This is a genomic window from Kribbella sp. NPDC050124 (assembly GCF_044460355.1).
In the GTDB taxonomy this organism is placed as follows: Bacteria; Actinomycetota; Actinomycetes; order Propionibacteriales; family Kribbellaceae; genus Kribbella.
The window spans coordinates 1,152,626-1,172,156 of the sequence record NZ_JBITJU010000001.1 but is presented as its reverse complement, the minus strand read 5'-3'; the positions used below and the strand labels follow the sequence as shown (position 1 = coordinate 1,172,156).

Below are 19,531 nucleotides of genomic sequence, written 5' to 3'. Positions count from 1 at the left end.
GGATGCGTATTACGTGGGAGGCTACGATGCGACTGAACAGCAAGGGCCAGGTGACCATCCCGGCCGAGCTCCGGCGCAAGCACCATCTCCACGAGGGGGACGAAGTGGCAGTGATCGAGGCGGACGACGGGCTGCGGATCGTCCGGGTGGCCGACGCGGAGACCCGCGGTCAGCGGCTGGTGCGGGAGATGCGCGGGCGGGCGACGACCGAGATGAGCACCGAGGAGCTGATGGAGCTCCTGCGTGGCGAGTGAGCCCGAGCGAGTCGTGCTCGTCGACACGTGCGTGCTGCTCGACATCCTGACCGACGACCGGGAGTGGGGTGACTGGTCCGCGACCGCGGTCGCCCGGGCGCGCGACGAAGGCGAGCTGGTGATCAACCCGATCATCTACGCCGAGGTGTGCGCCGGGTTCGACCGGATCGAGGACGTCGACGCCGCGCTCCCGGTGCTGGACTTCCGCCGCGAGCCGTTGCCGTACCACGCCGGTTTCCTCGCCGCGCACGCCTTCGTGACGTACCGGCGGCGGGGTGGCGCCAAGATCTCGCCGCTGCCCGACTTCTACATCGGCGCGCACGCGGCAGTGCAGCGGTACCGCCTGATCACCCGCGACACCAGGCGGTTCACGACGTACTTCCCGAGGGTCGGTTTGATCACTCCGAATCAAGCGATCTCTTGACCTCGCGGTGAGACGCGGGATTGAGGAGGGCTGGAACCGGGCAGCTATTGTTCGTGTCTGCACTGCGCGTGCTGCAGTAAGAACTGTCCGTCAGAAGGGTCCGCCGACGTGTCAATCCTCACCGGCTCCGACATTCTTGTCACCGGCGGCACCGGGTCCTTCGGCCGGGCCTTCGTCGGGCACGCGCTGGACCGGCTGAACCCGCGCCGGATCATCGTGTTCAGCCGCGACGAGCTGAAGCAGTGGGAGGTCCGGCAGCTGTTCGGCGACGACCCGCGGCTGCGGTTCTTCCTCGGTGACGTCCGGGACCGGTCCCGCCTGCTGCGGGCCATGCACCGGGTCGACTACGTCGTCCACGCAGCCGCGCTGAAGCAGGTCGACAGCGGTGAGTACAACCCGTGGGAGTTCGTCCAGACCAACGTGATCGGCTCGCAGAACGTCATCGAGGCGGCCATCGACTCCGGGGTGAAGCGGGTCGTCGCGCTGTCCACCGACAAGGCGTCCAGCCCGATCAACCTGTACGGCGCGACCAAGCTGACCGCGGACAAGCTGTTCATCAACGGCAACCACTACGCGGCGGCGTACGACACCCGGTTCAGCGTGGTCCGGTACGGCAACGTGATGGGCAGCCGGGGCTCGATCATCCCGAAGTTCAGGGCGCTGCACGCGGACGGCGAGTCGTTGCCGATCACCGACCTGCGCTGCACCCGGTTCCTGATCACGCTGCCGCAGGCGGTCGAGTTCGTGGTCGACTCGTTCGAGCTGATGACCGGCGGCGAGCTGTACGTGCCGCGGATCCCGTCGATGAAGGTCACCGACCTGGCCGAGGCGATCGCCCCCGGCGCCAAGATGCACGACGTCGGGCTGCGCCCGGGCGAGAAGTTGCACGAGGAGATGATCAGCCCGGAGGAGGGCCGGCGCGCGCTCGCGATCGGCAACCGGTTCGTGCTGCAGCCCGACCTGGCCACCTGGGGCTACCTGCCGCCGGCGGACGGGATCCCGGTGCCGGACGGATTCCACTACGCCTCCGACACCAACGACCAGTGGTACTCGATCGACGAGATCCAGAAGATCCTCGAGAGTGACTGATGCTGCCCTACGGACGCCAGTCCATCTCCGAGGAGGACATCGCGGCGGTCACCGCCGTACTGCGCGGTGACTGGCTGACCACCGGGCCCACGGTCACCGCGTTCGAGAACGCGGTCTCCGAGCTGACCGGCGGGCACCGCGTCGTCAGTTGTACGTCGGGCACCGCAGCTCTGCACATCGCGTACGCCGCCTTGGGCGTCGGGCCGGGCGACGAGGTGGTCACGACGCCGATGACGTTCGTGGCGACAGCATCGACCGCCGCGATGCTCGGGGCCACGATCGTCTTCGCCGACGTTGACCCGGACACCGCGCTGATCGACCCTGTGGCGACCGAGGCGGCGGTGACCGAGCGCACGAAGGTGATCGCCGCCGTCGACTACGCCGGTCAGGCCGCGGACTACCCGACCCTGCAGTCGATCGCCGATCGCGTCGGCGCCCGCACGCTGGCGGACGCGGCCCACTCGATCGGCGGCACCGCCGACGGCCGTCCGATCGGCGACCTGGCCGACGTGACCACGGTGTCCTTCTTCCCGACCAAGAACCTGACCACCGGCGAAGGCGGCGCGGTGGTCTGCAAAGACGCGGCGGTCGGCCAACGGGCCCATGAGTTCCACTTCATCGGGCTGGTCCGTGATCCGGACCGGTTCCAGATCACCGACGAAGGACCTTGGCACCAGGAGGTCCACGAGTACGGCGTGAACTACCGGCTCACCGACATCGCGAGCGCCCTCGGCCTGTCGCAGCTCCGGCGCCTGGCGGATTTCACACGGCGACGCGCCGAGATCACCGCGCGGTACAACGAGGCGCTGCGCGACGTGGACGGGTTGCGCACGCCGGTCCAGCGCGAGGGCGTGGACCCCGCGTGGCACCTCTACCCGGTCCGCGTCCTCGACGGTCGCCGGCGCGAGGTGTTCGAGGGCATGCGCGCAGCCGGAATCGGTGTCCAGGTGAACTACATTCCTGTCTACTGGCACCCGGTCTTCGCGCAGCAGGGCTACCGTCGCGGCCTCTGCCCGAACGCCGAGGCGTTCTACGCCGAAGAACTGTCCCTCCCGCTCTTCCCGGACCTGGCCGACGCCGACGTCGACCGGGTGATCGAGACCTTGGTGAAGCTGGTTCGTTAGTGTCTCGTGGGGCACTAAGGTGTCCGATGTGACCCGATCGATCTTGGTCGGCGGTGAGATGCTCAACTGGTCGGATCTGCACCCGGTCGACGCCCGCCCCGCGGCCGCTGGACCCGCCGCCGCGGCGCTGCTCACCGCTGCCCTCCACCCCGGTGACTCCGTGCTGGTCGCCGGCCCGCACGCCCTCGACCTGATCACCGGTATCGCCGGCCGCGTGACGTCCGTCGACGTCCTGGTCCGGTCCGCGCCGGACGCCGAGGAGATCGCCGAGCTGCTCGCCGACACCAAGGGTGACGTGCACTGCGGCTCCCTCGACCGCTTCAGCACCGACGAGACGTACGACGTCGTCGTCGCGCTGGACGGATTGGAACGGCTCGTCGGCCCCGACACAGCCACACTGGCCTGGGCGAAGGCACTCACGGCGCTGTCAGACCGGCTCGCGCCCCAAGGTCGCCTGCTCCTCGGAGCCACGAACTCCTTCGGTGTCGAGCGTTTGATCCAGCCCGCCATCGCCGCGGCGATCCCGCGCAACGAGGACTGGGGACGCGATATCGCCGACAGCGCCCCCGCCGGCCTCAAACCGTTGCAGGCAGCACTGACTGCCGTGGGCGTCACCAAGACCTACGCGGTGTTCCCGTCCTTGGTCGACTCCCAGCTCGCCCTCGACACGGTCGACGGACTGGCCGCCGTCGCCGCCGCCCGGACCGTTGCCGCGCGCAACGCCGGTCCGACGCTGATGGACCCCTATCGGCTCGTTCTCGACGCGGCTGACGCCGGCCTGGCGGTCGAGCTCGCACCCGCCTGGTACTTCGTCACCGGCGACCTACCCGCCGCCCTGCCGACCGACACGGTCCCCACCGGCCCGGGCGTGCTGCTCGAGGAGCACCTGCTCGCCGCCCTGCGCGTGGATGATCAGGCGACGCTGCGCCGGATCATCCCCGAGTACGTGGCCTGGCTGAATGCCGGTGGCAACGGCTCCCCGGACAACGTGATCCTCGACGGGTCGTCGTACCGGCTGTTCGGGGAAGCGCAGGAGCTCGACGTCGTCGGGCACCTGGCGCGCTTCGCCCGCCGTACGCTGGAAAGCGGCTCCCGGCAACCATGGCCGGCCGGTGGGGATGCGGGTGCTCTCACGGCGCGGCTCGCCTCGATGGCCGGAATCACTGTGCCGGAAGAGCTTCCGGAATCCGTCGAGATGGTTCGGCCACTGGGCAGCGCCGAGCAACTGGCGACGGTCGCACGGCTGTCCGAGGAGCTGGCCGCGTCGAGTGCGCGGGCGATCCTGTTCGAGGGCACGGTCAGCGGGATCCGCCGGTCGCTCCCCTACCGGGTCGGCCACGCGGTGCTGAACCCGGCGCGGGTGATCCGCCGCCGGGTCCGGCGGGTGCTGCGGAAGGTACGGCGCTGATGCACCACGCCAACCACTTCTACGGTCACGCCAACATCATGGCGTCGTACGCCGGACTCGCGAAGCCACCGCGGATCTGGGGATACCTCCAGCACGGCTGGAACATCCTGGACGGGTTCGCCCACGGCACCGCGTTCGCGCCGGGGATGCCGAAGTACGTCTGGTCGGACAGTGTCCGGCGGCGCGGCCACGCGATGGGCCTGCGGAACTACTCGGTGATCGGCTCGGTCTGGCTGTACCTGCTGAAGGTGCACCCCGAGCTGGCGACCCCGGCGAAACGGGCCGAGGGCACCATCTTCTACCCGTTCCACGGCTGGGAAGGACAGCACGTGCTCGGCGACCACGGCCGGATCGTTGCCTCGATCAACGAGCACGAGACTGGGCCGGTGACCGTCTGCCTGTACTGGAACGAGTACGACAAACCCGCGATCCGCAACGTCTACAAGGACGCCGGGTTCCGGGTCATCACGCACGGCTACCGGGGGCTGCACTGGCGCCGTACCGACGCCAAGTTCCTGGTCAAACAACTGCGCGAGCTCCGCAAACATCGGCGCGTCGCCTCCAACCGGCTCAGCTCCGCCGTCCTGTACGGCGCCTCGCTCGGCCTGCAGCCCGGGGTCTACGGCGACCCGATGGTGCTGGAGAACGAACACCCCTCGTTCGGCGGCCAGGCCAGGATCAAGCGGCTCTGGCCCGACATGGACCAGCCGTTCGTCCCACTCGCGACCGCCCGTGAGTTCACCGACACCGAGCTGGGAGTCGACCACGTCGCCTGCCCGGCCGAGATCCGGGAGATGTTCCGGTGGAATTTGTGAAAGTTGCCGTCGTCACGCAGGCGCGGGCGACCAGCACCCGACTGCCGGCCAAGGTGCTGCTCGAGGCCGGCGGCCGGACCTACCTCGAGCACCACGTCGACCGGTTGCGCCGGACCGGGCTTCCGGTGATCGTGGCAACGACCACGAACGCCAACGACGACCCGATCGTCCGGCTGGCCGAGCGCGCCGGGATCGCGTACTTCCGGGGCAGCGAGGACGACGTGCTCGGCCGGTTCGCCGGCGCGGCCCGCGAGAACGGGCTGGACGGCGTGGTCCGGGTGACGTCGGACTGCCCGCTGATCGATCCGGAGATCGTTGCCTCCGGCGTCGAACGGTTCCGGGCCGAGGGCGACAAGAGCGTCTACCTGTCGAACTGCCTGGAGCGCACGCACCCGCGGGGGATGGACTACGAGGTGTTCTCCACGGCTCGGCTGTTCGAGGCGGACGAGCGGGCGACGCTCCAGGTCGACCGTGAGCACGTCACGCCGTACCTGCACCAGAACCGGCCGGGCGACATCCGGCTGGTGAGCGTGCCCTGGGCGGGCGGCGGCGCGCAGTACCGGCTCACGCTGGACACCGAGGACGACCGGAAGTTGCTCAGCGCCCTGATCGAGGACTTCGCCGCGGACAAGCTGAACTGCGCCGAACTGGTCGCGCTGCTGGACTCGCAACCGGACCTGGCCACGCTCAACGCACACATCGAGCAGAAGAAGCTCGGCGAGTGACAGCGCAGCAGGCTGCTGCTACGGCATGATTTACGGTGATGACCACCGATGATCCAGCACCTCCGCCGTCGACCGGCCCGGACACGCCGAACGGCGGCGCCGGCGCCGACGGCGGCCGGGCCATGGACGCGGCCCGGGCGAAGTCCTTCGGCGCCGTCGCGGCCGCGTACGACGCGGCCCGGCCGACGTTTCCCGCCGAGGCGCTGACCTGGATCCTCGGTCCCGGCCGGCTGCAGATCCTGGATCTCGGCGCCGGCACCGGGAAGCTGGCCGCGGTCGCGGCCGGGCTCGGCCACGACGTGGTCGCGGTCGACCCGTCCGAGGAGATGCTCTCGATCTGCCGCCGCCGGCCCGGGATCGACACCATGGTCGGCGCGGCCGAGTCGATCCCGCTCGCGCACGGCTCGGTCGACGCGGTGATCGTCGGCCAGGCGTTCCACTGGTTCGACCACGCCCGCGCCCTGCCCGAGATCGCCCGGGTGCTGCGGCCGAACGGCGTCCTCGGCCTGCTCTGGAACGACGCCGACCGGGTGGTCCCCTGGGTCCGGCGGCTGGACCGCGCGATCATGGGCGACGACTTCGGCGGAGACCAGTTCGACCCGATGCCCATCCTGCTGCAGTCGGACCTGTTCGCGGGGGTGGAGACGGCCCGGTTCCGGCACTGGCAGGACCTGGATCGCGCCGGTCTGCGGCAACTCGCCCTGTCCCACTCCCGGGTCGCCGTCCTCACCGAGTCTCGCCGCGAGTCCGTGCTCGAGCAGATCGACGCCATCTACGACAACACAGCGCGACCGCCGGAGCCGCTGCGGATGCCATATTTCACCGGCTGTTACCGGACTCGCCCCAGTGACCTGGCGAACTACCGCCGTACCCTCGACGCCCCGCTGGCACCGCACCTCTGAAGTCCGCAAAACGTTTTGGTTGCGGTAGGTCACAAATGCGCCACCAGGGGCTAACGTGCACGTGTTTGTGTCGAAGTACGAGGGGAACTCGAACTCATGGACGAGGATGTGGTACGCGAGCGGGACTCCCGCGCGTATGAGGCCGTACACGAAGCGGCCGACTTCACCGAGTTGAAGCGGCGCTACCGGAACTTCGTCGTGCCGTGGACCATCGCGTTCATGGCCTGGTACCTGGCCTACGTCGCCTGCAACAACTGGGCGCGCGACTTCATGGGCCAGCAGGTGGTGGGCCATGTCAATGTCGCGCTGATCTTCGGCCTGCTGCAGTTCGTCTCCACGTTCGTGATCGCCGGCCTGTACGGCCGGTTCGCGAACCGGAAGCTGGATCCGCTCGCCAGCGGGCTGAACGCCAAGTACAAGAGGGAGCGCCGCCGGTGAACGTCTCGAGCATTCCCTTGCTGGTCCCGCTCGCCGACGCCGAGCCGGGCAACCGGGCACTGACCATCTCGCTGTTCACCGCGGTGGTCGCCGTGACGCTGTACATCACCTGGTGGGCGTCCCGGCAGAACAAGAGCGCCGCCGACTACTACGCCGGCGGGCGGTCCTTCAGCGGCGCCCAGAACGGCTTCGCGGTCGCCGGTGACTACATGTCGGCGGCCTCGTTCCTCGGCATCTCCGGGTCGATCGCCCTCTACGGGTACGACGGCTTCCTCTACTCGATCGGGTTCCTGGTGGCCTGGCTGGTGGCGCTGCTGCTGGTCGCCGAGCTGCTGCGGAACTCGGGCCGGTTCACGATGGCCGACCAACTCGCGTTCCGGATGAAGCAGAAGCCGGTCCGGACCGCGGCCGCGACCTCGACGATCGTGGTGTCGATCTTCTACCTGCTGGCCCAGATGGTCGGCGCGGGCTTGCTCGTCGGGCTGCTGCTCGGGGTGAAGAGCGAGGGCCTGAAGGCCGGCGTGATCGTGCTGGTCGGCGCGCTGATGATCCTCTACGTGACGATCGGCGGCATGAAGGGCACCACCTGGGTGCAGATCGTCAAGGCCGTGCTGCTGATGTCCGGCACGATCGTGATCACCTTCCTGGTGCTGCTGAAGTTCGACTTCAACCTCTCCTCCCTGCTCGGCGCCGCGGCGGACAACTCCGGCAAGGGCGAGGCGTTCCTGCAGCCCGGCCTGCTCTACGGCAAGGACCTGGTCGGCCAGATCGACTTCCTGTCCCTCGGCCTCGCCCTGGTCCTCGGTACGGCGGGCCTGCCGCACATCCTGATCCGCTTCTACACCGTTCCGGACTCGCGGTCCGCGCGCCGCTCGGTGCAGTGGGCGATCGGCCTGATCGGCGCGTTCTACCTGATGACGCTGGCGCTCGGGTTCGGCGCGGCGGCGCTGCTCGACACCGGCAAGGGCTCCGCGGTGGAGACGTCCAAGGGCAACGTGGCGTCGCCGCTGCTGGCCGAGTCCGTCGGCGGTGGCGCCGACTCGCTGGGTGGCTCGATCCTGCTCGCCCTGATCGCGGCGGTCGCCTTCGCGACCATCCTCGCGGTGGTCGCCGGGCTGACCCTGACGTCGGCCTCGTCGTTCGCGCACGACCTGTACGCGAACGTGATGGCCAAGGAGAAGCCGACCGAGCAGCAGGAGCTGCGGGTGGCCCGGTTCGCCGCGCTCGTCATCGGAGCGGTCGCGATCGGGCTGGCGATTCCGGCGCAGAAGCTGAACATCGCGTTCCTGGTCGCACTCGCCTTCGCGGTCGCCGCGTCGGCGAACCTGCCGGCGTTGCTGTTCAACCTGTTCTGGAAGCGATTCAACACCTCCGGCGCGGTGTGGAGCATCTACGGCGGTCTGATCTCGGCCGTCGTCCTGGTGATCTTCTCGCCGGTCGTGTCGGGCAAGCCGACGCCGATGATCCCCGATGCGGACTTCGCCTGGTTCCCGCTGTCGAACCCGGGCATCGTCTCGATCCCGCTCGGCTTCCTGTTCGGGGTGCTCGGCACGTACCTCGGCAAGGACCGGTCCAGCGAAGCCCGCTACAACGAGCTGTCCGTCCGCGCCCTCACCGGCGCCGGAGCGGAGGGCCCGGCAAAGCACTGATAACCCCTGGCGGGTCTAGCGTTTCGGGAATGCAGAGTCGGCGGCGGTTCCTCGGGTTGATCCCGGCGACCGCCGCCGCACTGCTTTCCGGCTGCCGCTCCGACAGCCAGGGTGTGCACCCGTCGGCTTCGGTCACCCCCAGAACCGCTGACGAACGACACCGCTACGGGGAGCACCCGAACCACACCGGGCGCCTGGATCTGGCCAATGTGGTCGCCTTCGGCGCCTCGACCGACCTGCTCGGTACGTCGATCGCGCGAAGCGGCTCGGTGACTCGGCCAAGCTGATCACGCTGCCGGGGATCGACCACCCCAACACCGACCCAGTCCGGGTCGGCGAAGACCTGTGGACCACGACCAAGGCCGAGATCCTCTCGCTGCTCGGCCACTGACCTCGTTTCGGCGACCAGGCGTCGCGAACCGTTGACGCTGGGTTTGGGGTGCCGTAACAATGAGGCAGCCTCGCGCAAGAACTGAGCAACTCAACGCAAGTTCTGAACGTGCGCGTCGGTCACTCTCACCCGCCCACCCAGGAGAGGCCATGAGACTTCCGCAGTCCCGACTTTCAGCGAGGCGGCTGCTCGCCGCCGCGCTGGCCGCCGGCCTGGCGCTGTCGGCCGGTCCGCTCGTCCGCGCAACCCCGGCGGACTCGGCGACGGCCGCCGTACAGGCCGGACCCAACCTCGCCGCCGGCAAGAGCGCGTCGGCCAGCAGTGTCACCCAGACCTACGTCGCGTCGAACGTGACCGACGGCAACCAGGGCACCTACTGGGAGAGCGCCAACAACGCCTTCCCGCAGTGGGTGCAGGTGGACCTCGGCTCGACGGTCGCCACCAACCAGGTCGTGCTCAAGCTGCCGACCGCGGATTGGGGCGCCCGTACCCAGACCCTCGCCGTCCAGGGCAGCACCGACGGGCAGAACTTCACCGACCTCTCCGCGTCCGCGGCGCGCGCGTTCAACCCGCCGGGCAACACCGTGACGATCGACTACGGCACCGCGACCACGCGGTACGTCCGGATCCGGATCACCGCGAACACCGGCTGGCCGGCCGGGCAACTGTCCGAGCTCGAGGTCTACGGACCGGCGAGCGGCGACACCCAGGCTCCCACCGCCCCGGGCAGCCTGGCCTTCACCGAGCCCGCCGCCGGCCAGATCCGGCTGACCTGGACCGCCTCGACGGACAACGTCGGAGTCACCGGGTACGACGTGTACGCGAACGGCGAACTGCGGACCAGCCTGGCCGGCAACGTCCTCACCTACACCGACAACCAACCGGCCAGCGTGTCGGTCTCGTACTTCGTCCGAGCGAAAGATGCCGCTGGCAATCAGTCGGCGAACAGCAACACGGTGACCCGCGGCGGCAACTCAGGGCCTGGCAGCAACCTCGCCCTCGGGAAGCCGATCACCGCGTCCGGGTACGTGCACACCTTCGTCGCGACCAACGCCAACGACGACAACGTGACGACGTACTGGGAAGGCAACGCCAACCCCGCGACGCTCACCACCGAGCTCGGCGCGAACGCGGATCTCAGCTCGGTCGTGATCCGGCTGAACCCGGATCCGGTGTGGGGTGCGCGGACACAGACGTTCTCGATCCTCGGCCGGGAGCAGGGGTCGTCGGCGTTCACGACGATCGTACCGAGTGCGTCGTACAACTTCGCTCCGGGCAGCGGGAACAGTGTCACGATCCCGGTCAGTGCGCGGGTGGCCGACGTACGGCTGAGCTTCACTGCCAACACCGGTGCACCCGCCGGGCAGGTCGCCGAACTGCAGGTGATGGGCGTGCCGGCGCCGAACCCGGACCTCACCGTGTCCACCGTGACCTGGACGCCCACCTCGCCTGTCGAGACCGACCCGATCACCGTCCGGGCGACGGTCGGCAACTCCGGTACGGCGGGGTCCGCGGCGACCGAGGTGAACTTCTACCTAGGCCAGACCAAGGTCGGCACGGCGGCCGTCGGGGCCCTCGCGGCTGGGGCGTCGGCCACGGTCAGCGCCTCGATCGGCACCCGGGACGCCGGAAGCTACGCGTTGAGCGCGAAGGTCGACGAGTCGAACACGGTCATCGAGCAGAACGACGCGAACAACACGGCGAACGCTTCCGGCCCGCTCGTGGTCACTCCAGTCGCAAGCTCCGACCTGGTGGCGGCGGCGGTCAACTGGACGCCGAACAACCCGTCAGCCGGGAACAGCGTCGCCTTCTCGGTCGCGGTGAAGAACCAGGGCAGTGTGGCGTCGGCGTCAGGTGCGCACGGGATCACGCTGACTCTTCTGAACGGCAGCACGGTTGTGGCGACGCTGACCGGGTCGTACAACGGCGCGATCGCCGCCGGTGCGACGACGTCTGCGGTTGCTCTCGGCAACTGGACGGCGGCCAACGGGCGGTACTCGGTGCGCGTCGTACTCGCCGATGACGCCAACGAGCTGCCGGTGAAGCGGGCGAACAACACCAGCGAGCGGCCGTTCTTCGTGGGCCGCGGCGCGAACATGCCGTACGACCACCTGGAGGCCGAGGACGCCTCTGTCGGTGGCGGCGCGGTGGTGGTCGGGCCGAACCGGACCATCGGCGACCTGGCCGGCGAGGCCTCCGGCCGTCGGGCGGTCACGTTGAACTCGAACGGCTCGTTCGTCGAGTTCACCACCCGGGCGCGGACCAACACCCTCGTCACGCGGTTCTCCATCCCGGACTCAGCCGGTGGCGGTGGGATCAACTCGACCGTCAACGTGTACGTGAACGGCAGCTTCCACAAGGCGTTGCCGCTGACCTCGCGGTACGCCTGGCTGTACGGCGCGGAGGCGAGCCCGAACAACTCGCCCGGCTCCGGACCGGCCCGGCACATCTACGACGAGGCCGGCATCATGCTCGACTCGACGTTCCCCGCGGGGACGAAGGTCAAGCTGCAGAAGGATCCGGCCAACAGTACGACGTACACGTTCGACTTCATCGACACCGAGGAGGTCGCGCCGGTCGCGAACCCGGGCACCGGATACGTGACGCCGACCGGGTTCACGCATCAGGACGTGCAGAACGCGCTCGACCAGGTGCGGCAGAACGGCGCGCTGCAGGGCGTGTACCTGCCGCCGGGCGACTACCAGACGTCGTCGAAATTCCAGGTGTACGGCAAGGCGGTCCGGGTGGTCGGGGCCGGTCCCTGGTACACGCGGTTCCACGCGCCGTCCGGGCAGGACAACACCGATGTGGGATTCCGGAGCGAGGCTTCGGCGAACGGGTCGACGTTCACCGGGTTCGCGTACTTCGGCAACTACACGTCCCGGATCGACGGGCCCGGGAAGGTGTTCGACTTCGCCAACACCGCGAACATGACGATCGACAACATCTGGGTCGAGCACATGGTCTGCCTGTACTGGGGCGCCAACACCGACTCCTCGACGATCAGGAACTCGCGGATCCGGAACATGTTTGCCGACGGCATCAACATGACGAACGGGTCGGCCGGCAACCTGGTCAGCAACAACGACGCCCGGGCGACCGGTGACGACAGTTTCGCGCTCTTCAACGCCACCGACTCCGGCGGCGGCGAGGTCCGCGACAACGTGTTCGAGAACCTGACCGCGACGCTGACGTGGCGGGCGGCCGGGTTCGCGGTGTACGGCGGGACGAACAACGTGTTCCGGAACTTGTACGCCGCGGACATGCTCACGTATCCGGGGGTGACGATCTCCTCGCTGGACTTCGGAATTCCGATGAACGGTTTCGGCGCGACACCGCCGACGCGGTTCGAGAATGTCAGCCTGGTACGCGCGGGCGGGCATTTCTGGGGCAATCAGACATTCCCCGCATTGTGGATCTACTCGGCCACGAAGATCTTCCAGGGAATTCGGGTGAGTGATCTCGACATCGTCGATCCGACGTACTCCGGAATCATGTTCCAGACCGACTACGTGGGCGGGCAGCCGTTGTTCCCGGTCGCGGACACGGTCTTCACCAACACCCGCATCTCGGGCGCCCAGAAATCCGGCGACGCCTTCGACGCCAAGTCCGGCTACGGCATCTGGGCCAACGAACTCCCCGAACCAGGCGAAGGCCCCGCCCGAGGCACCGCCACCTTCACCAACCTGACCCTCACCAACAACCACACCAACATCCACAACCCCACAACAACCTTCACCCTCACCCAGAACTAGCCAGCGCAGGAGCCGCCGAGAAACCATCCCGGCGGCTCCTGCTTGTGTGCGCGGACGCGGCTCACCAACCGTCCGGACGACTACCGCGCCAACTCCCAGAAGCTCCTGCCCCTGACACCCGCCGCCCCAGCTCACCCACCGTCCGGTGAACTGCCAGGCCAACTTCCGAAGGACTCCTGTCGCCCGGCATTTAGCCGCCCCCGCTCGTCCACCGTCCGGTGAGCTGCCGGGGCCACTTCCAGGCACCATTCCGTGCCTAACACTCGCGGACCCGGCTCACCGACCCGTCCGGTCGACTGCCGGGCCAACTTCCGAGGGATTCTTCTATCCCGAGGCACCACAAACGTAGCGGCTCTTCGGACGCATTGTCTGCGGCTTTTGCAATCTGCCCCAACCTGCCCCGAGATGCCCCGGTGTTACAGCAGTTGCCCCGCCTACCCACGTGCAAAGGTCGAACCTTGCCACTCAACAGGGCGGGGAAATGCCGATCCACGTGTTCGTCGACGAAACCAAGTCCCGAGGATTCCTGATGGCCGCCGCACGGTGCCCGTCAGACGATGTCGCGGTCCACCGTAAGGCCCTCCGCGGTTTGCTGCTGCGTGGGCAAGAGCGGCTGCACTTCAACCATGAGACCGATGCCAGGCGTAAGCAGATCCTCAAGGTGATCGCAGGCTTTCACCTGCTCGTCGACATCTACCCGGCGGATCGGGACACTCTCGCCGAGCGGGCCAGATGCCTGGAGGCGATTGTGCGGAACTCGGCCGGTGACGCCGAGCGCTTGATTGTCGAGCGAGAGGAGTCGACCCATGAGCACGACCGCCGGACCTTGCACGATGCGAAGTACCGCTACGGATGTTTCGACCTGCGCTGGGAGCTGATGGTGGCGAAGCTCGATCCCCTGCTGTGGGTACCTGACGCGGTGGCTTGGGCGTGGACGCGGGGGCGCGCACTGGCGACGGCTGGTAGCGCCGTTCTGTCAGGTCCGGGAGCTCTAGAAAGCGCGAGACCCGGCTCGTCCACCGTCCGGTGAGCTGCCGGGTCCACTTCAGGGGACTCTTCTGTCCGCAAGCAAGAAGAACTTTACCGGTTGTCGAGGGTTGTGGCTGCTGTTTTGGGGATCTGCCCCGCGATGCCCCGGGTTGCCCCGGTCAACAGGTGGTGGGCGGTGGGGGTCAGGGAGTGGAGGGCGGTGCCGTTGGTTCGGTGGGTGGTGATGAGGCCGGCGTTGCGGAGAATTCGGGTGTGGTCGGAGGTGGAGGGGAGGGAGATGCCGGTGCGGCGGGAGAGTTGGGTGGTGGTGGCTGAGTGGGTGAGGGCGCGGAGGACGGTGGCTCGGGTCCGGCCCAGGAGGTCGGCCAACGCGTCGGTGTCGGCGAGGTCTTCGGCGGGGTGGTCAGCGCAGGGGTAGACAAGGACGGGGCGGCGGTCGGGAGCATCCAGGGCCAGGCACTCGGCGGTCAACGGTGACGGATACAGCTGCAGGCCGCGGCCGTTCAGGTGGATGTCGACAGTTGGGCCGGCGGCAAGGCCGTAGGTGGTCAGGACCGGAGTGGACCACTCGATGTCGGGGTGGAGCGAGTCGAGCAAAGCGTCGACCCCGCCGTGCAGCATCGTGCGTGCTCTGAGGGCGAGATCCGCGGCATACCGCCGTTCGAGTTCGCTCGACGATGGCGCGAGTACGTCGGTATGAAAGTCGCGTACGGCGTTGCCCAGCGCCCGGCGTGATCCGGCCCGCCCCGCGAGCAGGCCCTGCATGAACTTGTCGACCTCGGGCGGAAGCCACGGCGCCAGCTCAGCGTGGACGACGGACGCCGGTGTGTTCATCAAGATCTCGACGGCCGGTTCGAGACCGGGCGCCGGCACCTCAGGCGTCAGGAAGTCGGGGAACTGCCCAGCCGGCGCGATCAGTTTGAAGAGCGGCCGCATCGAAGGACGGAGACGCCGCCCCGCCTCGCGCCGCCACCGCCGCGCGACCGGCGGCACAACCAAGTCGCCGACGACCCGATCACCGAGCGCGCGACCGCCCGAGCCGAACGCCCGCCCGCGCAGCGCACGTGCCGCGAGCGCAGCTTCCCACAGCGGCTCCGGGTCGGCGGGAAAGGTCACCCGGCCGAGGTCCTCCGCCGTGAAATGGATCCGGATCATCTCCCGATTGTGCCTGGCCGAGGTCAGCACTCCGACCTCTTCGGTTCTGACCGAATCCGGTCGCGATTGCCAGCACCGCCACCGCAGGCTGGCCGGATGAAGCTCTTGGCAGCCCTCACAGTCCTCACCCTCGCCGCAACCACGCAGCCCGCCGCGGCCCACGCCGTACCCCAACGCCCGACGGAGTACGTCGTCTCCACAACCCCCGGCGAGACGCTCGAAGGCATCGAGGTCACCCGCAACGGCACGATCTATGTGACCAGCGTCGGCACTGGCGCCGTGTACCGCGGCAGCACCCGAGACCCACGCCTCAAGCTTTTCCTCCCGGCAGGCAAGGACGGCCGAACCTCCGCCACCGGCATCCACGTCGACCGCTGGGGCCGGGTCCTCGTCGCCGGCGCGAGTACCTCCAAGCTCTTCCTGTACGACGCCGACGGCAAGCTGCTCGCCGTACGTGCGGCCGCGGCCGGCTCATTCCTCAACGACTTCACGTTCGCCGGCGACGCCGTGTACGTCACCGACTCGGCCCACAACCAGATCTGGCGCGCCCCGCTCACCCGTCACGGCCTGGGTGAGCTCGAGCCCTGGCTGACCCGCGACAAGATCCAGCCCACGCCGTACTTCCTGAACGGCATCGTCACCGATGGCAGAACCCTCCTGGTCGGCGAACAGGGCCAGGACGTCACGTACCGCATCGACCTTCGGACGAAGCAGGTCAGCACGCTCGACGTCAGCAACGGCATGCTGTCCGGCGACGGCTATCTGCTGGAAGGACGCCGCCTGTACGCCGTCTACAACGCCGGCGGAGGCAAGTACGTCGCGAGGCTGGCCGTGCTCGACCGGGACCTCACCAAGGCCACGATCGTCGCCGACTCGGAGCCGGGTGCACCTGGTGCGACCCCGACCACCATCGCGCGTGATCGCGGTCGGCTGCTCTGGGTCAACAGCCAACTGGATGTGGCTCCGGGCATCCCGCCGTACACGGTGTCCGCCGTACCGGGGCTGCGGTAGATGGACGCGGAGGAGCGGAACCGCTGAGTCAGAGGTCGTCGGCGATGCGGGCGAGGACGACGCCGGCCCGGAGGACCAGGTCGCGGTCGGCGTCGTCGAGGCGGCGGAGGAGCTTGCCGAGCTCGTCGGCAGCCTGCCGTCCGGAGGCCTCGACCATGTCTGCGCCGGCCTTCGTGAGCACCACCGCGGTCGCCCGGCCGTCGACCGGGTCCTGTTCGCGGCGGACCAGGCCGGCGTCCTCGAGGGCCGCGACCGTGGTGGTCGCGGTCGGCTGTGAGCACGGGACGCGACTCGCGATCTCACCGATCCGGATCGGTTGCTCGTCGGCGATCAGCATCAGCGCCAGGAACTGGGTCGGGTGCAGGACCGTGGTGGTACGACTCCGGCGCAGGTGCCGGACGATCCGGTGCATGGCCACCAGGAGTTGCAGAGTCTCTTGTGCCATCGCGATCACCTCCTCCGAAGGAAGCGCCATCCTGGCACAGGTCCTTCCGATCTCCTAAGCCCGAGGACCTGTTCCGGGTAGCCGCCGGGGATCAGCGAGTACGGCGTCTTCTTGCGCTCGACAATCGCCTGCAGCCGCACCACGCCTCAGGTCGCCATGCACGCTGCATCAGTTCCACCGCCGACTCGATGTGATGTTTCTCGTTGTGGATAAGGGTTTCTGCGGGTCGCGACGATTTGGATGGAGCGCTTGGTGTCCATAGAATAGAACACATGTTCGAAGGCGACCTGGATGAGCTCACCACCGCGGATCTGCTGTCCGCGGCGGTGGAGTTCGACCTGGCCGAAGAACGTGCTGCGGTCCGCAAGCTGGAGGTGGCCCTCGCGTACGCCGACCGCCACGCAGTCCTCGCCGGCGGCGAGGACAGTGAGCCGCTGCCCGGGCGGGAGCGACTGCGGGTCTACGGCGGCGAGGGGTGTCCGGGCGTAGCCGAGTTCGCACCGGTCGAGCTCGGCGCAGTGTTGCGAATGTCATCCGGCGCCGCGGCGTCGTTCCTCGGCGAGGCGCTGGCACTACGGCATCGGCTGCCGCGGATCTGGGCCGCGGTGCTGGCCGGGAACGCGATGCCCTGGCGGGCTCGCAAGGTCGCTCAGGCCTGCCTGTCGGTGTCGATGCAGGCGGCCGCGATCGTGGACCGCCGCATTGCCGGGATCGTCAACACCGTCACTCCATCGAGGCTCGCGAGCATCGTGAGGGCGGCAGTGTGGGAGGCTGACCCCGAGCGCGCCAAGGCCGACGCCGAAGCTACCGCCAGGCAGCGTGGCGTCTTCGTCGGACCGTCGGATGACCACGGCACCAAACGGTTCTGGGTCCGCGCCGCCGCCGGTGACGTGATCCGGTTCGACGCGACCGTCGACGACCTCGCCTGCGCCTTGAAGGCCCTCGGCGACACCGATTCCCTCGATGCCCGGCGCGCGAAGGCCGTGGGCTGGATCGCCGATCCGGCCGCCGCCCACAAGCTCCTCGAGGTCGCCCGCCATCTCGCCCACGACCCGGTCCCCGGCGATCAACCTGGCAGCGCGGACGGTGCGCCGGTTGAGCGGCATTCATCCATCGAGGGGCCCGTTGCGCATGACCTCGGCGGTGGTGAAGACTTGTTCACCCGGCGGATGCTGGCCGGCTCGCTCCCGGCGCGGCTTGCCGCCATCAAGCAGCACACCTACAGCCACGGGCTGGGTGCCGGCAGCGGACGCGGATCGAACCGGCACACGCTGTATGTGCACCTCACCGACAAGACGCTTGCTTCGCGCAACGGCGTGCTGCGTGTCGAAGAACTCGGACCGCTGCTCCTCAGTCAGCTGAGCGAACTGCTCGGCCACGACCAGATCGTGGTCAAGCCCGTCATCGATCTGCACGATCAGATCAGCGTTCACAGCTACGAGATCCCGGACCGGATCCGGGAGAGAGTCCGGCTGCGGCACCCGGTGGACATGTTCCCCTACAGCAGCGCCGAGGCCACCGCCCGGATGGACCAAGACCACATCGTGCCCTACGACCGCGCCGGTCCATCAGGGCAAACCAGCACGGACAACCTCATACCGCAAGGTCGACTCCATCACCGCGCCAAAACCTTCGGCGGCTGGACGAACCTTCGCCTGCCCGACGGTGCCATCGAGTGGACCAGCCCACACGGGTTCCGGTTCCGCGTCGACCATAGCGGCACCCATCCCTGCGGCCGGGTGCGCTGACGGAGTCGCACCTGAATCGCGCTACCTGTTCAACTGCGCGGCAAGGACTCCGAGCGCGAAGGCGGTCCCGATAAGCGCAAGCATGGCTCCGGCCAGTACGACGAGACGCCGCTGCAGTGCGGGCAGTTCGGCGGCGGTGGCGAAGACCCGGTGCGGCCAGTGACGCCAGGAGACGTACCAGAAGATCACGCTCGCGGCGAGCAGCAGAACGCCTTTCACCGCGTGGATCCACCACTGTCCTGGCTCGAGCACGAGAAGCAAACCGCCGGTCAGCGCGATCGCCGCAATCAGCCCGACCACCTTCCACCGGTTGCCCGAGGCAATCACGGTGGTCAGCGCCTCACGCCCTTCCTCGTCCGGCCCGAAGAACTTGACCAACTTCGGCCGAACCACGAACAGCGAGTACGCCATCCCACCCACCCAAGCCGCCGCCAGCCCCACATGCACAACCGCGACGACAAAAGTCATGCCCGGCAGCCTAGCGATCCCCCAGGATCAGCCCCGGCGCACCACGGGCGTCGAGGCCGGCAACCTAGACCACTGCCAGCGCGCAACCAGATGCCCTCCATCTACTTCACGCGCTGCCGCGCCTCGCCCGGCAAGCCGGTGTCGAACGGCAGTTGCGGACCGCACACGAGCCCGAGCCCAGCAGACCGCGCGATGCCCGGCCGGATCGGCTTCGCGACAACCTCCAACGCCAACTCGATCCCAGCCGACACTCCAGCACCGGCGACGACCCGTCCTGAAACACCACACACTGCACGCTCGGCTCCACGCCGCACCTACCTAGCACGTCGCACGCGACCCGGAGCCGAGCGGACCGCACGATGCCCGGCCGGGCCAGCTTCGCGACAAACCCCCAGCGCCAGGTCGATCCCGGCCGATACGCCGGCATCGGTGACGATCGTGCCCGGAACACCACACGCTGCTCGCTCGGCTCCGCGCCGTACCGGCGGAGCTCGTCGTATGCGACCGCCCGCAGCCCACGCAAGGCACCAACTGCCACGGGCCACAGGGCACCTATGAAGGCGGACGTCGTGTAGGTCGTGTGTCGTGCGCCGAGCGAATCCAGTCGATGATCGGGGCGCCGTCGCGGGTCATCTGGCGGGTGGTGTTGCCGCCGGGGGCGAGGAGGACGTCGGGATTCGGGACGTCGTCGAAGGTGCGGGCGATGTCGGAGGGCAAGAGGTCGCTGGCGTCGCTGAGCC

19 protein-coding genes are annotated in these 19,531 nt (G+C 68.5%); 15 read left to right on the top strand and 4 right to left on the bottom strand.

The window, feature by feature from the left end:
- Nucleotides 1-26: 26 nt before the first annotated feature.
- The 13 genes from ACIBL3_RS05970 (at nucleotide 27) to ACIBL3_RS05910 (ending at nucleotide 14,004) form a co-directional block, all read left to right on the top strand.
- Nucleotides 27-254 carry an AbrB/MazE/SpoVT family DNA-binding domain-containing protein gene (locus tag ACIBL3_RS05970; RefSeq protein WP_396352051.1) on the top strand — a complete coding sequence of 76 codons (228 nt, stop codon included), beginning with the start codon at nucleotides 27-29 and terminating at the stop codon, nucleotides 252-254.
- Nucleotides 244-678 (top strand): type II toxin-antitoxin system VapC family toxin, encoded by a 435-nt coding sequence (locus ACIBL3_RS05965; RefSeq protein ID WP_396352049.1) that lies wholly within the window; start codon nucleotides 244-246, stop codon nucleotides 676-678. Before ACIBL3_RS05970 ends, ACIBL3_RS05965 begins: the two co-directional genes overlap by 11 nt.
- A gap of 108 nt (nucleotides 679-786) precedes the next feature.
- The gene (pseB, locus tag ACIBL3_RS05960; RefSeq protein ID WP_396352048.1) at nucleotides 787-1,767 is read left to right on the top strand and encodes a UDP-N-acetylglucosamine 4,6-dehydratase (inverting); all 981 of its coding nucleotides are present in this window, start codon (nucleotides 787-789) and stop codon (nucleotides 1,765-1,767) included.
- Nucleotides 1,767-2,891 carry a DegT/DnrJ/EryC1/StrS family aminotransferase gene (locus ACIBL3_RS05955; protein ID WP_396352047.1) on the top strand — a complete coding sequence of 375 codons (1,125 nt, stop codon included), beginning with the start codon at nucleotides 1,767-1,769 and terminating at the stop codon, nucleotides 2,889-2,891. Before pseB ends, ACIBL3_RS05955 begins: the two co-directional genes overlap by 1 nt.
- A gap of 28 nt (nucleotides 2,892-2,919) precedes the next feature.
- Nucleotides 2,920-4,299, top strand: coding sequence for a hypothetical protein (locus tag ACIBL3_RS05950; RefSeq protein ID WP_396352046.1), 1,380 nt, complete (start codon nucleotides 2,920-2,922; stop codon nucleotides 4,297-4,299).
- The gene (locus tag ACIBL3_RS05945; protein WP_396352045.1) at nucleotides 4,299-5,114 is read left to right on the top strand and encodes a hypothetical protein; all 816 of its coding nucleotides are present in this window, start codon (nucleotides 4,299-4,301) and stop codon (nucleotides 5,112-5,114) included. Before ACIBL3_RS05950 ends, ACIBL3_RS05945 begins: the two co-directional genes overlap by 1 nt.
- Nucleotides 5,102-5,839: a cytidylyltransferase domain-containing protein gene (locus ACIBL3_RS05940; RefSeq protein ID WP_396352044.1), complete on the top strand. Its 738-nt coding sequence runs from the start codon at nucleotides 5,102-5,104 to the stop codon at nucleotides 5,837-5,839. The genes ACIBL3_RS05945 and ACIBL3_RS05940 overlap by 13 nt, the downstream gene beginning before the upstream one ends.
- A gap of 38 nt (nucleotides 5,840-5,877) precedes the next feature.
- Nucleotides 5,878-6,741, top strand: coding sequence for a class I SAM-dependent methyltransferase (locus tag ACIBL3_RS05935; RefSeq protein WP_396352043.1), 864 nt, complete (start codon nucleotides 5,878-5,880; stop codon nucleotides 6,739-6,741).
- A gap of 96 nt (nucleotides 6,742-6,837) precedes the next feature.
- Nucleotides 6,838-7,179, top strand: coding sequence for a DUF485 domain-containing protein (locus ACIBL3_RS05930; protein ID WP_396352041.1), 342 nt, complete (start codon nucleotides 6,838-6,840; stop codon nucleotides 7,177-7,179).
- Nucleotides 7,176-8,828, top strand: a complete 1,653-nt coding sequence (locus ACIBL3_RS05925; RefSeq protein ID WP_396352040.1) for a cation acetate symporter — start codon at nucleotides 7,176-7,178, stop codon at nucleotides 8,826-8,828. Before ACIBL3_RS05930 ends, ACIBL3_RS05925 begins: the two co-directional genes overlap by 4 nt.
- Before the next feature lie 29 nt (nucleotides 8,829-8,857).
- On the top strand, nucleotides 8,858-9,115 hold the full coding sequence (locus ACIBL3_RS05920; protein ID WP_396352039.1) for a hypothetical protein: 258 nt from the start codon (nucleotides 8,858-8,860) through the stop codon (nucleotides 9,113-9,115).
- A 253-nt stretch (nucleotides 9,116-9,368) separates the two neighbouring features.
- Nucleotides 9,369-12,974, top strand: coding sequence for a discoidin domain-containing protein (locus ACIBL3_RS05915; protein ID WP_396352038.1), 3,606 nt, complete (start codon nucleotides 9,369-9,371; stop codon nucleotides 12,972-12,974).
- 481 nt (nucleotides 12,975-13,455) lie between these two features.
- The gene (locus tag ACIBL3_RS05910) at nucleotides 13,456-14,004 is read left to right on the top strand and encodes a hypothetical protein (protein ID WP_396352037.1); all 549 of its coding nucleotides are present in this window, start codon (nucleotides 13,456-13,458) and stop codon (nucleotides 14,002-14,004) included.
- 50 nt (nucleotides 14,005-14,054) lie between these two features.
- Here the strand turns inward: ACIBL3_RS05910 and ACIBL3_RS05905 are convergent, their stop codons facing one another.
- Nucleotides 14,055-15,119: an ArsR/SmtB family transcription factor gene (locus tag ACIBL3_RS05905; protein WP_396352036.1), complete on the bottom strand. Its 1,065-nt coding sequence runs from the start codon at nucleotides 15,117-15,119 to the stop codon at nucleotides 14,055-14,057.
- Between the two features lie 96 nt (nucleotides 15,120-15,215).
- On the opposite strand from ACIBL3_RS05905, the gene ACIBL3_RS05900 reads away from it, so the two are divergent.
- Entirely contained in the window at nucleotides 15,216-16,130 is a 915-nt protein-coding gene (locus ACIBL3_RS05900) for an SMP-30/gluconolactonase/LRE family protein (protein WP_396352035.1), read from the top strand.
- 28 nt (nucleotides 16,131-16,158) lie between these two features.
- Here ACIBL3_RS05900 and ACIBL3_RS05895 read toward each other — a convergent pair whose 3' ends face one another.
- A complete protein-coding gene (locus ACIBL3_RS05895) occupies nucleotides 16,159-16,575 on the bottom strand; it encodes a MarR family winged helix-turn-helix transcriptional regulator (protein WP_396352034.1) in 417 nt (138 codons plus the stop codon).
- A gap of 203 nt (nucleotides 16,576-16,778) precedes the next feature.
- On the opposite strand from ACIBL3_RS05895, the gene ACIBL3_RS05890 reads away from it, so the two are divergent.
- Nucleotides 16,779-18,323: a DUF222 domain-containing protein gene (locus ACIBL3_RS05890; RefSeq protein ID WP_396352032.1), complete on the top strand. Its 1,545-nt coding sequence runs from the start codon at nucleotides 16,779-16,781 to the stop codon at nucleotides 18,321-18,323.
- Nucleotides 18,324-18,344: 21 nt separating this feature from the next.
- Here ACIBL3_RS05890 and ACIBL3_RS05885 read toward each other — a convergent pair whose 3' ends face one another.
- Together ACIBL3_RS05885 and ACIBL3_RS05880 are read right to left on the bottom strand one after the other, a co-directional pair.
- Complete coding sequence (locus ACIBL3_RS05885) at nucleotides 18,345-18,791, bottom strand: hypothetical protein (RefSeq protein ID WP_396352031.1); 447 nt, start codon at nucleotides 18,789-18,791, stop codon at nucleotides 18,345-18,347.
- Between the two features lie 101 nt (nucleotides 18,792-18,892).
- On the bottom strand, nucleotides 18,893-19,042 hold the full coding sequence (locus ACIBL3_RS05880) for a hypothetical protein (RefSeq protein ID WP_396352030.1): 150 nt from the start codon (nucleotides 19,040-19,042) through the stop codon (nucleotides 18,893-18,895).
- Between the last annotated feature and the right edge of the window lie 489 nt (nucleotides 19,043-19,531).

Bases quoted from the DNA above. Each gene is read 5' to 3' on its own strand.
- ACIBL3_RS05930 (WP_396352041.1), top strand. From the start codon at position 6,838: ATGGACGAGGATGTGGTACGCGAGCGGGACTCCCGCGCGTATGAGGCC.
- ACIBL3_RS05945 (WP_396352045.1), top strand. From the start codon at position 4,299: ATGCACCACGCCAACCACTTCTACGGTCACGCCAACATCATGGCGTCG.
- ACIBL3_RS05900 (WP_396352035.1), top strand. From the start codon at position 15,216: ATGAAGCTCTTGGCAGCCCTCACAGTCCTCACCCTCGCCGCAACCACG.
- ACIBL3_RS05905 (WP_396352036.1), bottom strand. From the start codon at position 15,119: ATGATCCGGATCCATTTCACGGCGGAGGACCTCGGCCGGGTGACCTTT.
- ACIBL3_RS05955 (WP_396352047.1), top strand. From the start codon at position 1,767: ATGCTGCCCTACGGACGCCAGTCCATCTCCGAGGAGGACATCGCGGCG.
- ACIBL3_RS05885 (WP_396352031.1), bottom strand. From the start codon at position 18,791: ATGACTTTTGTCGTCGCGGTTGTGCATGTGGGGCTGGCGGCGGCTTGG.
- ACIBL3_RS05895 (WP_396352034.1), bottom strand. From the start codon at position 16,575: ATGGCACAAGAGACTCTGCAACTCCTGGTGGCCATGCACCGGATCGTC.
- ACIBL3_RS05935 (WP_396352043.1), top strand. From the start codon at position 5,878: ATGACCACCGATGATCCAGCACCTCCGCCGTCGACCGGCCCGGACACG.
- ACIBL3_RS05910 (WP_396352037.1), top strand. From the start codon at position 13,456: ATGCCGATCCACGTGTTCGTCGACGAAACCAAGTCCCGAGGATTCCTG.
- ACIBL3_RS05970 (WP_396352051.1), top strand. From the start codon at position 27: ATGCGACTGAACAGCAAGGGCCAGGTGACCATCCCGGCCGAGCTCCGG.
- ACIBL3_RS05920 (WP_396352039.1), top strand. From the start codon at position 8,858: ATGCAGAGTCGGCGGCGGTTCCTCGGGTTGATCCCGGCGACCGCCGCC.
- ACIBL3_RS05915 (WP_396352038.1), top strand. From the start codon at position 9,369: ATGAGACTTCCGCAGTCCCGACTTTCAGCGAGGCGGCTGCTCGCCGCC.